Here is a 14,495-nt window from a genome sequence, read left to right as displayed (position 1 = left end):
GGCGGCCCAGAAGAGGTCCGCCATTCGAGGGAAAATCCTGAAAATTCCCCCATTTGCACCTTTTATCGTATGGATACATGCTGTGAACCTGGAACAACTCATGGTGACTGTCCCCACCAACCAGGAGAACCCTCATGATCCTGTCCATCTCCGGCGTCGTGCTGCTCGGAATCATCGTCTTCCTGTTCTTCCGCAAGGACGGCCTCAAGGCGTCCCACGCTCTGGTCTGCGCGCTGTTCGGCTTCTTCATGGCGGGCACCGCCATCGCCCCGAGCATCAAGGCCGGCAGCGCGAGCCTGGCGAGCCTCCTCGGCGGGATCAAGTTCTGACGCCCCCTGCTCCCTGCCCCCGGTAGCAACTTTCGTTCGCACCATCTGGAGACTGACGTGGCCCGGCGCCCCCTCCCCCGCATCCTGAGCAACGGCACCGCCTCGATCGCCCGGAGCCGGGAGTTCGCACGGTCGGCCGCCGACAGCGCCACCGACGTCCTCCACCCGCTGATCACGATCACTCGTGGACTGCGCCGGCTGGCAGCGGCCGGGCGGCGCAAGTGGGCCGACACCCCCAAGGACCGGCGCGGACCGCTGCTGTTCCTGGTGGCTTCGGTCGTCCTGGTCGTGGCCCTCATTCCGTACGGTCCGCTGCTCGCCGCCATCTGCCTGATGGCGGCCGCCGCGTGGACCGGCAGGGAACGCACGGCTCCGGCGCCCACCGGTCCCGACGAGGCGCAGACCCAGCGGCTGCAGTCCCTCTACGAAGCGCTCGTCCCGTACTTCTCCGTCCCCGAGGATCCGGCGCCGCTCTTCGCGCACGGCGGCGAGTGGGACAAGGCCCTCACCTCGTACGAGTTCGACGAGAACGGACGCGTGTGCCATCTGGTGGTGCGCTACCCCGCGTACTTCACCGACGGCGAGGCCGACTCACGCGCACGGATCGAACAGCTGCTGCACGCGAAGGCGGGCCGCGGCCGCGAGTACCACTTCGAGTGGGACGAGGAGGGCAACCAGCTCACGGTGAACGTGCTGCCCCCGCTGCCCACCGACATCGCCGCCCAGCGGTTCGTCACGTCCCCCGGCGAGACCGTCCTCGGCTTCACCGACCCCACCGGCGTCCAGCGCACCCTTCCCGTGCAGGACGGCGACGAGCAGCGCGACGTCCCGCCGGTCGTCTGGCGCACCGGCCCCCGCTCCACCGAGCCGCATCTCCTGGTGGTCGGCGAGCCCGGCAGCGGCACCACGACCCTGCTGCGCTCCATCGCCCTCCAGGCCCTGGTGCACGGAGACGTCCTGATCGTCGAGGGCAGCGGCATCGGCGACTACGCCTGTCTGACCGGACGCGACGGTGTTCTGGCCATCGAGTGCGGGCTCGCCGGAGCCCTGGCGAGCCTGGAGTGGGCCGCGCACGAGACGGAGCGGCGCCTGATCTCCGCCAACCGCGCCCGGCAGGCGGGCCACCCCGCCCCGGACGACACCAGGCGCCCCCTGTGGATCCTCCTGGACCGCCCCAGCGTGCTCGGTCACCTGGCGGCCGCCGACGGACGCAAGGACCCGCAGTCGCTGCTCCAGATGCCGCTGCGGCACGGCAGGGCGGCCAATGTCACGGTGGTCGTGGCCGACCAGTTCGACAGCCTGGACGCGCTGAGCGACCCGGTGCGCCAGCACACCCGCGCGCGCGTGGTCCTCGGCCCCACGACGCCCGACCAGGTCGAGGACATCCTCGGGGTGCCGCCCCGCACGACGCCCACGTCCGACGTCCCGCCCGGACGCGGGTACGCCCGGCTCGGCACGGGTCAGGTGCACCGGCTCCAGGTGCCCGCGACGCCCGATCCGTACGACGACGCGACGAGCGAGGCACACCGGCAGGCGGTGACGGAGCTGCTGCCCGCACGGAGCACCCCTGCCGACACCGGCACCGGCACCGGCACCGGCACCGGCACCGGCACCGAGGCGGACTCCGAGGCCGACACGGTGGCGACGGAACCCGACGCGACGCCGGAGCCCGTGCCCGCCGAGAACTGACGCGCGGGAAGCCACGCCGAGAAGTGACTGACGCGCAGGAAGAGCTGACGCTCAGGCCACGAAGGCCCGCGGCGCCTCCACACCCGCGCCCGCCCCTGTCTCCACCAGGCGCGCGGCCGCCGCGAGACGCACCGCCGCCTCCTCCGCCACCGCGCCTCCCACGGTGAACGGCAGCCGCACATACCCCTCGAAGGCTCCGTCCACTCCGAAGCGCGGCCCTGACGGGACCCTGACCCCCACCCGCTCGCCCACCTCGGCGAGGCGGGAGCCGGAGAGTCCGCCCGCGCGTGCCCACAGGGTGAGGCCACCGGCCGGTACCGCGAACTCCCATTCGGGCAGCTCGCGGCGGACGGCGGCGACCAGGGCGTCGCGGTTCTCGCGGGCCTGGTCCCTGCGCACCTGCACGGCCGACTCCCAGCCGCCGGTGCTCAGGAGCCAGTTCACGGCCAGCTGTTCGAGGACAGGGGTGCCCATGTCGGCGTACGCACGCGCCGAGACCAGGCTCCGGATCACGTCGGGCGCGGCCCGCACCCAGCCGATGCGCATGCCCGCCCAGAAGGCCTTGCTCGCCGAGCCGACGGTGATGACGGTCGAGCCCGCCGGGTCGAAGCCGCAGACGGGGCGCGGCATCGTCACGTCGTCGTCGAGTTGCAGCTCGATCATGGTCTCGTCGACGACGAGGACCGTCCCCGCGGAGCGCGCGGCGTCGACCAGCTTGCGCCGCTGGTCCTCGTCGGCGAGCGCTCCCGTGGGGTTGTGGAAGTCCGCGACCACATAGGCGAGGCGGGGCGCGGCGTCCCGCAGCACCTGCCGCCAGCGGTCCATGTCCCACCCTTCGAGCCCCTCGGACATGGCGACGGGGACCAGACGGGCGCCCGTCTCGCGCATGAGCTGGAGGATGTTGGCGTACGAGGGGGACTCGACGGCGATGCGTTCACCGCGCGGCGCGAACAGATGGCAGATCGCGTCGATGGCGCCCATCGCCCCGGTCGTGACCATGATCTGCTCGGGCATCGTCGGGATGCCGCGCGCGGTGTAGCGCTCGGCGAGCATCTGGCGCAGCGCCGGCAGACCGGCGGGGAAGTCTCCGTGCGTGTGCGCGTACGGAGGGAGTTCCTCCAGGGCGCCCTGCACGGCGCGGGTGAGCCAGGGCTCCGGCGCGGGCAGCGCCGCGCAGCCCAGGTCGATCATGGAGCCGAGCGCCTCGGGCGGCAGGGGTTCGAGCCCGCGTGCGGGCAGCGGGTTCCCGGCCGGGACGGCGGTCCAACTGCCCGCTCCCCTGCGGGACTCCAGGAAGCCTTCGGTGCGCAGCGCCTCGTACGCGGCCGCGACCGTGGTCCTGCTGACGGCGAGGGAGACGGCGAGCTCGCGCTCTGCGGGCAGGCGCGCGGCGACCGGGACGCGGCCTTCGAGGACGAGCATGCGGATGCCGTCGGCGAGGGCGCGGTAGGCGGGCGGGCGGCGCGTGCCGGGGCCCGCGGGGCGCGTCTGCTGAGAGGTGAGCAGCCGGGCAAGCTGCGTGGCGCCCACCGCCGAAGTCCACTGAGCCATGATTCCCAGTCCACCTTCCTGGAATTGGCCATGGTTGGCATCCCTTTACGAGCCACAGAGTGTCATGTGTCAGGCCACTACCACCAGCAGGGGGGCATCTCTTGTCCACGACGAAGCCACCGACGACCGGCGGGTCCGGACAGCCGGGGCAGTCCGTGCAGTCCGTGCAGTCTGTGCAGCCACAGCTGGTGAAACGGCACCTCGCACGTCGTCTCGTCCAGCTGTACGTCGGCCTGGCCCTGTACGGCGCGAGCTCCGCGCTCCTGGTGGTGTCCGGTCTCGGCCTCGAACCGTGGAACGTGCTGCACCAGGGCCTGGCCGAGCTGACGGGGATGTCCATCGGTGTCGTCTCGATCTTCATCGGTGCCGCGGTGCTCCTCCTGTGGATCCCGCTGCGGCAGCGCCCCGGCCTGGGCACGGTCTCCAACGTCTTCGTCGTCGGCCTCGCGATGGACGGCACCCTCGCCCTGATGCCGGACGCGCACGGGCTCGGCGCCCGCATACCGCTCCTCGTGGCGGGGATCGTCCTGAACGGCCTGGCGACCGGGCTCTACATCGCCGCCAAGTTCGGTCCTGGACCGCGGGACGGCCTGATGACGGGCCTGCACCAGCGCACGGGCCGCTCGATCCGGCTGATGCGGACGCTCGTCGAGGTGGCGGTGGTCGCCACCGGGTTCGCCTTCGGCGGCACGGTGGGCATCGGAACGGTCCTGTACGCGCTGGCGATCGGCCCGCTGGCCCAGTTCTTCCTGCGCTTCTTCGCCGCCCCCGCTCCATCCCGGGGAGGCCCGGTGGCTGCCGGCGGTCCATCGGAGCAGGCGATACTGCGGCGGTGACCACGCGCGTACGCCATCCCTATCTCGACCACCCCGGCCCGCTGCCCTTCGCCCACCGCGGCGGGGCGGCGGACGGCCTGGAGAACACCGCCGTCGCGTTCCGGCGCGCGGTGGACCTGGGGTACCGCTACATCGAGACGGATGTGCACGCCACGGCGGACGGCCGCCTTGTGGCCTTCCACGACGAGACGCTCGACCGCGTGACAGATGCGGCCGGGCGGATCGCCGACCTCCCGTGGAGCGACGTGCGCCACGCGCGCGTGGCGGGCAGCGAGCCGGTGCCCCTCTTCGAAGAGCTCCTGGAGTCCTTCCCCGACGTCCGCTGGAACGTGGACGTCAAGGCCGAGCCCGCCCTGCTCCCGCTCCTCGATCTGCTGCGCCGCACCGACGCCTGGGACCGCGTGTGCGTCGGCTCGTTCTCCGAGTCCCGCGTGGCACGGGCCCAACGGCTCGCGGGGCCACGCCTCGCCACCTCGTTCGGTACGCGGGGCGTGGCGGGCCTGCGCCTCGGTTCGTACGGCGTCCCCGCCCCCGTGCGCCGCTCCGCGGTGTGCGCGCAGGTGCCCGAGACGCACGCCGGGATCCGGGTGGTGGACCGCCGCTTCCTGCGCGCGGCCCACGCGCGCGGGCTGCAGGTGCACGTCTGGACGGTCAATGACGCGGAACGCATGGCCGCCCTTCTCGACCTCGGCGTGGATGGCATCATCACTGATCACATCGAGACGCTGCGCGACGTGCTGAAGGACCGGGGAGCCTGGGCCTGACCGCCTCGCGGGCTGCGGACCACGGGGATCAGCGAGGGGGCACGGGTGGGCACCGACACCGTGCGAACGGCACCACCGGCCGACGAGGGCGCCGCCGAACGGCGGCGCGAGCAGCGCGGCTGGTACTTCTACGACTGGGCGTGCTCGGTCTACTCGACGAGCGTCCTGACCGTGTTCCTCGGCCCGTATCTGACGGAGATCGCCAAGGCGGCCGCCGACAGCGACGGCTACGTCCACCCGCTGGGCATCCCGGTCAGCGCCGGGGCCTTCTTCGCGTACGCGGTGTCGGCATCGGTGATCGTCTCGGTCCTCGTCATGCCGCTCGCGGGCGCCGCGGCCGACCGTACGGGCCGCAAGAAGCCGCTGCTCGCCGTGGCCGCCTACGTGGGGGCCGCGTCGACGGCAGGCATGTTCTTCCTGGACGGCGACCGCTATCTCCTCGGCGGCTTCCTGCTGATCGTCTCCAACGCCGCGCTCGCCGTCTCGATGGTGGTCTACAACTCCTATCTGCCGCAGATCGCGCCTCCCCAGGAGCGTGACGCGGTCTCCTCGCGCGGCTGGGCGTTCGGTTACGCGGCGGGCGCGCTCGTCCTGGTGGCGAATCTGGTCCTGTTCCTGGCCCACGACACCTTCGGTGTCTCGGAGTCGACGGCCGTGCGCATCTGCCTGGCGTCGGCGGGCGTGTGGTGGGGCGCCTTCACGCTCGTACCGCTGCGGCGGCTCCGTGACCGCAAGGTGCCGCCTTCGGAGGCGTCGGCACGCGGCTGGCGGCAGCTGGCGTCGACCGTGCGCGACATGCGCCGCCACCCGCACACCCTGTCCTTCCTGCTCGCCTATCTCGTCTACAACGACGGCGTGCAGACGGTGATCTCCCAGGCGTCCGTCTACGGCTCCGAGGAGCTGGGCCTCGGCCAGTCCACGCTGATCGTGGCGGTCCTGCTCGTGCAGGTGCTCGCGGTGGCGGGGGCGCTCGCCATGGGGCGCCTGGCACGGACGTACGGCGCCAAGCGCACGATCCTCGGCTCGCTCGTCGCGTGGACGGTGACGATCGGGGCCGGGTTCTTCCTTCCCGCGGGCGCGCCCGTGTGGTTCTTCGTGCTCGCGGCGGGGATCGGCCTGGTGCTCGGGGGCTCGCAGGCGCTCTCGCGGTCCCTGTTCTCGCATCTGGTGCCGGCGGGCAAGGAGGCCGAGTACTTCTCCGCGTACGAGATCAGCGACCGCGGCATGGCCTGGCTCGGGCCGCTGATCTTCGGCCTGACGTACCAGCTCACGGGGAGCTACCGGGACGCGATCGTCTCTTTGGTGGCCTTTTTCGTGATCGGTTTCGTCCTGCTCGCGCGGGTACCCGTACGGCGCGCGATCCGCGACGCGGGAAATCCCGTACCCGACAGGATTTAGCAACTGAAGCCAAAGGGCGGTAGTGTACGCGTTTGGCTTACCAGGCGGACCGTTACTGCGCGCTCAAGATGGAGAAACGCAGGGTGACATCCTCTGTCAGATGTGACATACCGGGCGCTGGTGGGTACAACAAGGGGCGGCATACGACGGCGACGCATGACCCTTAACGGGAATCTTTACCGCCGACCGGACGTTGACCGGATGACGACGACAGCGACACCTGTCCTGTGGGCGACAAGCCCGGGAGGCACGATTCATGAGTGAGCGAGCTCTTCGCGGCACGCGCCTCGTGGTGACCAGCTACGAGACCGACCGCGGCATCGACTTGGCTCCGCGCCAGGCCGTGGAGTACGCATGCCAGAACGGACATCGATTTGAGATGCCGTTCTCGGTAGAGGCAGAAATCCCGCCGGAGTGGGAGTGCAAGGTCTGCGGGGTCCAGGCACTCCTTGTAGACGGCGACGGACCTGAGGAGAAGAAGGGGAAGCCTGCGCGTACGCACTGGGACATGCTCATGGAGCGCCGGACTCGAGAAGAACTCGAGGAGGTCCTGGAGGAGCGCCTCGCGGTTCTCCGTTCAGGAGCCATGAACATCGCGGTGCATCCGCGGGACAGCCGCAAGTCCGCCTGACGGCGAACTGAGGAACACCGCACAACACCGCACACGAAGGCCGGGGCCACTGCTGAGCAGTGGCCCCGGCCTTCGTGCTGTCCGCAGCCGCCGCCCGAGCGGGCGGCGAGCCGCTCAGCGGGGCGGCAGCTGCGGGTCGTCCGGGTGCGGGCCGCGGTCCTGCCGCTCGTCGTCCCTGATGACCTCGCCCTGGACGACCTTGCCGTCCGGACGGTGCATGCGCGCCTGCTGGAACGCGTCGCCCAGGCCGCCCTGCGCGGTGGCCTCACGGACCTTGCGCTCGAAAGTCTTCTCCGCCGTACGACTGACGGCCTTCTGGACGGGCGGCACGAGCAGGAGCAGTCCCAGGGCATCGGAGATCAGCCCCGGCAGGATGATCAGCAGGCCGCCCAACATCGTCAGGGCGTTGCCACCGCCCCGCTCGGAGGGGTGCGGCGCCAGACCGCCCTGCTGCTGCTGTTGCAGCGCCTCGCTCAGCTCGCGGAAGGCCCGGCGCCCTGCGCGCTTGATGACCATGCCGCCGAGCACCACACCGGCCACGAGCAGCAGGAACACCGTGAGCCCGCCGGCGGCGGCCGCCACCACGGTGAGCAGCCAGATCTCCAGGACCAGCCACGCGGCGATGCCGAGCGGCAGGAACCTCAGGACGCGGGAGCGCCGGGGCCGGGCGGGTCGGGTGGGCGGTACGCCAGTCGTCATGGCTCCAGTGTGCCTGGGCCCGGCTCAGACCGGCATAAGGGGGATGATCGACAAGCGACGGGACGAGCGGTGATCAGGGATTCTTGCGGCCGTTCCCGGGCTCCTGGGGTCCCTGGGGTCCCCCGGTATCCTTGCGGCCCAGAGCGCGGCCCACGCGGCCGACGCGCTCCCCCACGCCCCACGCCGTGACGCGCCACAGCGCCTCGGCAACGATGTCCTGGCTCATCTTGCTGTCGCCGAGCTCCCGCTCGATGAAGGTGATCGGCACCTCGACCACGTGATAGCCCGCCTTGATCGCCCGGCGCGCCAGGTCGACCTGGAAGCAGTAACCCTGCGAGGCGACCTCGTCGAGGCCGATGCCTTCGAGGGTCTCGCGGCGGAAGGCGCGGTAGCCGCCGGTGACGTCACGGATCGGCACGTCGAGCATCAGCCGGGAGTACGTGCTGCCGCCGCGGGAGATGTACTGGCGGTACTTGGGCCAGTTCACGATCCGCCCGCCCGGCACCCAGCGCGAGCCGAGGACGAGGTCGGCGCCCTTGAGCGCGGTGAGTAGCCGGGGCAGCTCCTCGGGCTGGTGGGAGCCGTCGGCGTCCATCTCGACGACCACTCCGTAGTCGTTGTCCAGGCCCCACTGGAAGCCCGCGAGATAGGCCGCGCCGAGGCCTTCCTTGCCCTTGCGGTGCAGTACGTGGACGTGGTCGTCGTCGACCGCGAGCTCATCGGCGATCTTGCCGGTGCCGTCGGGGCTGTTGTCGTCGGCGACGAGGATGTGCGCCTCGGGCACGGCGACCCGGACACGGCCGACGATGGACTGGATGTTCTCCGCCTCGTTGTAGGTCGGAATGATCACCAAGGCCATGCCGAGCGGACCGAACTGCCTCCCCTGGTCACCGGTTTCCGAGACCCCACCGCCGTCGTTCACTACTGCCCCTTCGTTCGTACGCAGAGGACCACCATAGTGGCCGCCTCCATCAAGGACGCGGCGGCACGTGCGGTTGAGGGGAGTACTGCGGATCGGGGCCCGGCACCCTTCGGGCCGACCTGGGGCCCGCTGGCTGCGGGTCGACCGAGAGCCGTTGTCTACTGAGCGTCCGGGCCCCACCCGGGTCACACCTGCCGGCCCGGTGGAACGTTCCCTCGCATCCGCGGCGCGGGCGCTGGACCTGGCTCCCAGTGGCAGTGCGCCGGTGCGGCACACCACCACCCATGGCCCAGCGGCGTTCGACGGTTGCGTGGAGATTCTCCGGTCGGACGTCCTGTGGTGGACCCGGCCGAACCTACCGGCCGACGGCCGCGTTCTGTCAATAGCCGTTTGACCTGGGCCGATTCCAAAGAGCGCCAGGTCAGTGCCGAGGATACGCAGGTCGTGCGACGCGCCAACGGGCCGCGATCGGCGGTACGCACCGCCGTGACATCACTCTTGTGGCCGTACGAAGACCGTCTTTCCGAAGACGACCGTGCGCAGGCAGACGGGGAGTTCGGCGCCCGGGGTCAGGTCGGGCAGACCGGGCGTGCCGGAGCGCGGATCGGTCGACCAGCGCGCGACCCGGTCGTCGGGGGCCTGGACCACCAGATCCGCGGTCCGCCAGACGGCATAGTCGGCGGGCGCCCCCGGCACCAGGACGCCCGCGTCGTCCCGCCCGATGGCCCGCCAGCCGCCCCGGGTGTGGGCGGTGAACGCGGCGCGCACCGACACGCGGTGATCGAGGTTCTGGTGGAACGCGGCGGCCCTGACCGTGCCCCAGGGGTCGAGCGGGGTGACCGGGCTGTCGGAGCCGAAGGCGAGCGGGACGCCGGTGCGCAGGAGGGCCGCGTACGGGTTCAGGGTGCGGGCCCGCTCGGCGCCAAGGCGCTGGACGTACATGCCGTCGTCGCCGCCCCACAGGGCGTCGAAGGCGGGCTGCACGGAGGCGGTGAGGCCGAGTTCGGCGAAGGCGGCGATCGTCTCCGGGGTGAGCATCTCGGCGTGCTCGACGCGGTGCCTCGCGGCGCGCACGCGGGCCAGGCCGACCTTCTCCGAGGCCGCGCGGAAGCCGTCGACGACGGCGGTCACCGCGGCGTCGCCGATGGCGTGGAATCCCGCCTGGACGCCCGCCTCGGTACAGGCGACGACGTGGGCGGTGACGGCGGCCGCGTCCAGATAGGCGGTGCCGGTGTGGCCGGAGTCGGCGTACGGCTCGTGCAGGCAGGCGGTGTGCGAGCCGAGGGCGCCGTCGACGAAGAGATCGCCCGCGGCGCCGATGGCACCCAGCTCCTTTGCACGGGCGACGCCTTCCTCGCCCTGCTGGGCCCAGTAGCCGACGACGCGGGGACCGGCCTCGTCGGCCGCGAGGCGAAGCAGCCCCGTGAGGTCGTCCTCGCCGGAGATGTCAGGGCCCGCGCACTCGTGCACGGAGCCGATGCCGAGCGAGGCGGCATGCTTGAGCGCCGCGCGCTGGGCCTCGGTGCGCTGCTGCGGGGTGAGGGCGCCGAGGGCGGCGGCGCGCACCGCGTGGTGGGCGTCGGCGGTCAGCGGCGCGTCCGCGTGGAAGCCGGTGCGCCCGGTGACGCCGGGGACGAGGTCGAGCAGTGCCGTGCTGACGACGGCCGAGTGGACGTCGATGCGGGAGAGATAGAGGGGACGTCCGCCGGACGCCTCGTCGAGCTCCGCGCGCGTGGGCGGACGGCCGCCCACCCAGCGGGCGGCGTCCCAGCCGTGGCCCAGGAGGACCCGGTCGTGCGGCCGGGCGGCGGCGTGTTCGCGTACGCGGACCAGCGCGTCGTCCAGGGAGCGGGAGCCCGTCAGATCGAGTCCCGTCAGGGCGAGTCCGGTCGCCGTGGTGTGCACATGCGCATCGGTGAACGCCGGGGTGACAAGAGCCCCTTCGAGGTCGACGACCTCGTCCACGCCGTCGGCGAACGCGTCGGCGGCGCCCTCGGATCCCACCCAGGCGACGTGCCCGCGTTCGACGACCATGGCCGTGGCGAACGGATCGGCGGGGCTGTGGACGTCTCCGCCGCGCAGCAGCACGGTGCGGTGGCCCTGAGGGCCGTTCTGGGGGGTGGTGCTCTCGCTCATGGGAACAGTCTGGCCCCTGCGGGTGCGGGCCCCGCGCACGGGGCTGCCACGGGCGGCTCAGACCTGTGGGGGCCGGGCCTCGTACGGCGTGGAGAGCACGACCGTCGTCCGTGTGGAGACGCCGGCGAGTGCGCGCAGGCGGCTCAGCAGGTGTTCGAGTTCCAGGGGGGTCGCGACGCGCACCTTGAGGATGTAGTTCTCGTCGCCCGCCACGCTGTGGCACGCCTCGATCTCCGGGACGCCCGCGAGGCGTTCGGCGATGTCGTCGGGTGCGCTGGGGTCGAACGGCTTCACCGAGATGAACGCCGTGAGGGGAAGGCCGACGGCCTCCGGGTCCACGACCGCGCCATAGCCGCGGATGACGCCTCGCTGCTCGAGGCGGCGCACCCGCTGGTGCACGGCCGATGTGGACAGGCCCGTGGCCTTGCCCAGGTCGGTGTAGCTCATCCGCCCGTCCTTGACGAGCAGCTGCACAATCTGTCGGTCCAGCTCCTCCATGCGCTGAACCTACAGGGCTCTTGATCCCTCCGGATACCTGTGGGCACGGCAGCGGCATCTTCTCCGGGCATGTGACGAACGCCACATACCTGTGACCGTGTCCAAAGGGATGCCACGATTACCTCTACGACGGGACGGGAAGTGCTTGCTGTGGTCGAGGCCGCAGCGCCTTCTCGGCCCACCCAAGGGGGAGAATCCCATGCAGAACTTGAAGCGCCCCGGTCGCCCTGCCCGCAGCAAGCAGCAGCGCTCCGACGAATTCGCGCCCGCACCCGTATCGGAGGGCGTCGAACCGGCTGAATCCGAGTTCGACGCGTACGACACCTTCGAGATGTACCGAGTGACGTGCCCCGACTGCGCGCAGCCGATCGCGCTCCTCGCCGACGAGGACGTCCTGCCCGAGCACGCGCTGTGCGCCACGCGGTGGAACCCGTTCGGGCTCACGGTGTGCCCCGGCACGGGCCGCGCCGCGGCCGACGCGGAGCCCGCCGACGAGACGATGGAGGCTCAGGAGCAGGACACGGCGCTGCTGTTGACGCTCCCTCAGGGGCTCGACTGGCGGACGCAACCCTTCTCGCACGTCGGCGGCCAGGGCTCGCGCCCGCGCCGCGTACCGGAGCAGGACGGGCGCTCCGCCGCCTGAGGCCCACCCATAGCCGCTACCAATAGCTGCCCTGCACCATGGCCGCCAGGCTGGCGTGGTGCAGGATCAGCGTGTCCGGGTCGTCGGGGACCGCCGCCTCGCCGAAGTGCACCTGACGGTAGGCGACGCGCAGCATGACGACGGCGTGCCGCAGCGCCGCGTACAGCGTGTGGAAGTCCATGGACCGCGGTGTGTGCCCCGTGAGCCGGGCGTAGCGCTCCTCGATGGCCTCACGGCGCAGGAAGCCGGGCAGCCCGTCCTGCCCGAAGCTCACCGTCAGGTCCTGGAAGAAGCGGTGCAGGTAGACCATCCAGCCGAGGTCGACCTCGCGGGGTGCGAGCGCCGCCATCTCCCAGTCCAGTACGGCCGCGGGGTCGAAGCCATCGTAGATGACGTTCCCTATGCGTGCGTCGCCCCAGTTGAGGACGGTATCGCCCTCGTCGGCAGGCCACGACTCCTCAAGGCGGTCGAAGGCGCTCTCGATGAGGGGCGAGCGGGGCAGGCCGTCGACCACCCAGTGGTAGTAGGCGCGTTGGGCGTCGACGTGGCGGCGCAGCGGACTGCCCTCGCCGGGGAGTGTCAGGAACTGGGCCTCCGCCACGGGCACTTGGTCGTGGAGGTGGGCGATCAGACGGATCGAGGCCTCCTCCAGGTGCGCGCGCTCGGCGCCGCTCGCCGCATGGAGCCAATTCCCCTCGTACGTATAGGGCATGACGTCCGGCGGCACGCGCCCCTCGACCCGCTCCATGACGAAGAAGGGCGCGCCGAGCGGCCCCGGGTCCTCCTCCAGCCACAGCACACGCGGCACGGGCAGGTCGGTGCGCTCGGCGACGAGCCGCATCGTGCGGTGCTGGCGCGGCAGGTCGTAGACCGGGAAGATCGTGTACGCGGCCGGGTCCGCCGCCACGCGCAACGCGCAGGCCCGCAGCGGTGGTTCAGGGTGCGCGATGTCGAAGAGCAGGGTCTCGCTCGACATGCCGTTGGACTCGGGGACCCGTACGCCGGTGGCCTTGGCGCCGGGCAGGCGCACGGCGAGCCAGGCCGTGAGCCTGCGGGCGAGCTCCTCCGGGTCACGGGTGGTGGTGCGGGGGCGCGGTGCTGTCGCCATCGCCGAGCTCCTCTCAGCTGTGGATCTCAGGGGACCTCAAGGCATCTCTGGGGATCTCAGGGGATCTCAGGGGATCTCAGGGGGCCACGGAGTCGAAGCCGGTGAAGCCGCTCGGGTCGTGGCGGCCGAAGCTGCCGTGCTCGAAAATGCCGTAGCCCGTACGCCCGTCGAGAGTGAAACGAGCGGCGTGGTCGATGACCCCGTACGCGGCCCGGGGGTGGGCCTTCGAGTCCGAGAGGTCGTAGTCACGGCGGTCGGTCCAGCCACGCCCCTGCCACGTGCCGTGCTGCCAGTCGTCCGCGGGCGGATAGCCCGCGCCCACGGCGAGCGGCAGGGAGGCGAGGACCTCCACTCCGAGCTCCAGGGGCTTGCGGTCGTCGGGGTCGGTGAGGTGAATGACGGCGCCCTCGGGGTGGCGGGTGCCGGAGCGGTAGGTGATGTCGGCCTGGGGCCAGCCGAGTTGGCGATCACGCGCGCCGTTGCGTACGAGCGTCGCCTCGTTGAGGGAGCGGTGGCCGTCCGCGTCCTCCTGGGCGATGACCATCAGGAATCGGTCGTCGAAGCGCACCGGGCTCCAGATCCAGTGGAAGCCCTCGGTGGCGAACTCCTCCTCCAGGCGCCCGCGTTCCTCGCCGGGGATCGGCCGCACACCCCAGCTGCGGTCGCGGGTCGCGGTCCACTCCCCCGCGGTCACCGGTATCTCCTCGCCGCCGACGCGGATCACCCCGGCGCAGCCGCCCGCCTGGACGAAGCGGCGCCCTTCGAGGGAGAGCCGGTCGCCGCGCCGCTGGATGTGGTGCGGCTCCCAGAGGGCGGGGAAGCCTGCGGTCCACGTGATGTCGTACGAGAGGGAGTCGGCGTCGCGCGGGTCGGCGGCGCACGTCAGGCGCAGCCGCCGCAGCGGTTCCTCGACGGTGATGGTCAGCGGGCCGACGGAGAGGTTCATCCGGTCGTCGCCGAGCGCGTCCGATGCCCGTACGGCGTGGAGCGTATCCCCGATGCGCAAAGTGGCGTACGCGTCGATGACACCGACGTTCGGGTAGACGCCGAGACCGAGGATGAGGAGCGCGCGGCCCTCGTGGTCGAAGAGGTGGAAGATGCAGCGGTCGTAGGCGTTGCGGTCGCCCGTCGCGACCTGCTTCATGGACAGCGGCACCTGATGGATCGGGTACTCGTCGAGCGGGACGGGACGGTCGTCTGCCACGGCAAACCTCCCTGGGTGCACGGCAGTTGGCTGGCACGGGGCGTAGACCGGGCCCCCGGCGCGGAGTTGACGGTACGTCAGACCTCG

General features: G+C 71.5%; 14 protein-coding genes. 7 read left to right on the top strand and 7 right to left on the bottom strand.

Going from position 1 to position 14,495, the window contains the following annotated elements; translation table 11 throughout:
- The first annotated feature begins 134 nt into the window (after positions 1-134).
- On the top strand, positions 135-329 hold the full coding sequence (locus M4V62_RS35030; RefSeq protein ID WP_249591193.1) for a hypothetical protein: 195 nt from the start codon (positions 135-137) through the stop codon (positions 327-329).
- Between the two features lie 57 nt (positions 330-386).
- The gene (locus M4V62_RS35025; protein ID WP_425574951.1) at positions 387-2,018 is read left to right on the top strand and encodes an ATP-binding protein; all 1,632 of its coding nucleotides are present in this window, start codon (positions 387-389) and stop codon (positions 2,016-2,018) included.
- A 51-nt stretch (positions 2,019-2,069) separates the two neighbouring features.
- Here M4V62_RS35025 and M4V62_RS35020 read toward each other — a convergent pair whose 3' ends face one another.
- Positions 2,070-3,569, bottom strand: coding sequence for an SCO1417 family PLP biosynthesis transcription factor (locus M4V62_RS35020; RefSeq protein ID WP_249591192.1), 1,500 nt, complete (start codon positions 3,567-3,569; stop codon positions 2,070-2,072).
- Between the two features lie 155 nt (positions 3,570-3,724).
- Between M4V62_RS35020 and yczE the strand changes: the two genes are divergently transcribed.
- The 4 genes from yczE (at position 3,725) to M4V62_RS35000 (ending at position 7,198) form a co-directional block, all read left to right on the top strand.
- The gene (gene yczE, locus M4V62_RS35015) at positions 3,725-4,405 is read left to right on the top strand and encodes a membrane protein YczE (protein WP_425574961.1); all 681 of its coding nucleotides are present in this window, start codon (positions 3,725-3,727) and stop codon (positions 4,403-4,405) included.
- Complete coding sequence (locus M4V62_RS35010) at positions 4,402-5,169, top strand: glycerophosphodiester phosphodiesterase family protein (protein WP_249591191.1); 768 nt, start codon at positions 4,402-4,404, stop codon at positions 5,167-5,169. The genes yczE and M4V62_RS35010 overlap by 4 nt, the downstream gene beginning before the upstream one ends.
- Positions 5,170-5,214: 45 nt before the next feature.
- Complete coding sequence (locus tag M4V62_RS35005; protein ID WP_249591190.1) at positions 5,215-6,567, top strand: MFS transporter; 1,353 nt, start codon at positions 5,215-5,217, stop codon at positions 6,565-6,567.
- 256 nt (positions 6,568-6,823) lie between these two features.
- Entirely contained in the window at positions 6,824-7,198 is a 375-nt protein-coding gene (locus tag M4V62_RS35000) for an RNA polymerase-binding protein RbpA (protein WP_249591189.1), read from the top strand.
- Between the two features lie 114 nt (positions 7,199-7,312).
- On the opposite strand, the gene fxsA is transcribed toward M4V62_RS35000, so the two are convergent.
- The 4 genes from fxsA to M4V62_RS34980 all read right to left on the bottom strand — a co-directional run bounded on the left by fxsA (position 7,313) and on the right by M4V62_RS34980 (position 11,453).
- A complete protein-coding gene (fxsA, locus tag M4V62_RS34995) occupies positions 7,313-7,897 on the bottom strand; it encodes an FxsA family membrane protein (RefSeq protein WP_249591188.1) in 585 nt (194 codons plus the stop codon).
- A gap of 73 nt (positions 7,898-7,970) precedes the next feature.
- Positions 7,971-8,819, bottom strand: coding sequence for a polyprenol monophosphomannose synthase (locus tag M4V62_RS34990; protein ID WP_249591187.1), 849 nt, complete (start codon positions 8,817-8,819; stop codon positions 7,971-7,973).
- A 492-nt stretch (positions 8,820-9,311) separates the two neighbouring features.
- Positions 9,312-10,955 carry an amidohydrolase gene (locus M4V62_RS34985; protein ID WP_249591186.1) on the bottom strand — a complete coding sequence of 548 codons (1,644 nt, stop codon included), beginning with the start codon at positions 10,953-10,955 and terminating at the stop codon, positions 9,312-9,314.
- Between the two features lie 57 nt (positions 10,956-11,012).
- The gene (locus M4V62_RS34980; protein WP_249591185.1) at positions 11,013-11,453 is read right to left on the bottom strand and encodes an Lrp/AsnC family transcriptional regulator; all 441 of its coding nucleotides are present in this window, start codon (positions 11,451-11,453) and stop codon (positions 11,013-11,015) included.
- A 199-nt stretch (positions 11,454-11,652) separates the two neighbouring features.
- Between M4V62_RS34980 and M4V62_RS34975 the strand changes: the two genes are divergently transcribed.
- Positions 11,653-12,096 (top strand): hypothetical protein, encoded by a 444-nt coding sequence (locus M4V62_RS34975; RefSeq protein ID WP_249591184.1) that lies wholly within the window; start codon positions 11,653-11,655, stop codon positions 12,094-12,096.
- Between the two features lie 16 nt (positions 12,097-12,112).
- On the opposite strand, the gene M4V62_RS34970 is transcribed toward M4V62_RS34975, so the two are convergent.
- Together M4V62_RS34970 and M4V62_RS34965 are read right to left on the bottom strand one after the other, a co-directional pair.
- On the bottom strand, positions 12,113-13,204 hold the full coding sequence (locus tag M4V62_RS34970) for a phosphotransferase family protein (RefSeq protein WP_249591183.1): 1,092 nt from the start codon (positions 13,202-13,204) through the stop codon (positions 12,113-12,115).
- A 76-nt stretch (positions 13,205-13,280) separates the two neighbouring features.
- Positions 13,281-14,408 (bottom strand): Rv3169 family protein, encoded by a 1,128-nt coding sequence (locus tag M4V62_RS34965; RefSeq protein WP_249591182.1) that lies wholly within the window; start codon positions 14,406-14,408, stop codon positions 13,281-13,283.
- Positions 14,409-14,495: the final 87 nt, after the last annotated feature.

The sequence above is a fragment of the Streptomyces durmitorensis genome, assembly GCF_023498005.1.
Classification (GTDB): Bacteria; Actinomycetota; Actinomycetes; order Streptomycetales; family Streptomycetaceae; genus Streptomyces; species Streptomyces durmitorensis.
Note: the sequence above shows the minus strand (reverse complement) of the source record. Positions and strands in the feature narration are given on the sequence as shown.

Excerpts from the sequence above, each read along its gene's own strand:
- M4V62_RS35030 (WP_249591193.1), top strand. The coding sequence starts at position 135 with ATGATCCTGTCCATCTCCGGCGTCGTGCTGCTCGGAATCATCGTCTTC.
- M4V62_RS35020 (WP_249591192.1), bottom strand. The coding sequence starts at position 3,569 with ATGGCTCAGTGGACTTCGGCGGTGGGCGCCACGCAGCTTGCCCGGCTG.
- M4V62_RS35000 (WP_249591189.1), top strand. The coding sequence starts at position 6,824 with ATGAGTGAGCGAGCTCTTCGCGGCACGCGCCTCGTGGTGACCAGCTAC.
- fxsA (WP_249591188.1), bottom strand. The coding sequence starts at position 7,897 with ATGACGACTGGCGTACCGCCCACCCGACCCGCCCGGCCCCGGCGCTCC.
- M4V62_RS34985 (WP_249591186.1), bottom strand. The coding sequence starts at position 10,955 with ATGAGCGAGAGCACCACCCCCCAGAACGGCCCTCAGGGCCACCGCACC.
- M4V62_RS34980 (WP_249591185.1), bottom strand. The coding sequence starts at position 11,453 with ATGGAGGAGCTGGACCGACAGATTGTGCAGCTGCTCGTCAAGGACGGG.
- M4V62_RS34975 (WP_249591184.1), top strand. The coding sequence starts at position 11,653 with ATGCAGAACTTGAAGCGCCCCGGTCGCCCTGCCCGCAGCAAGCAGCAG.
- M4V62_RS34970 (WP_249591183.1), bottom strand. The coding sequence starts at position 13,204 with ATGGCGACAGCACCGCGCCCCCGCACCACCACCCGTGACCCGGAGGAG.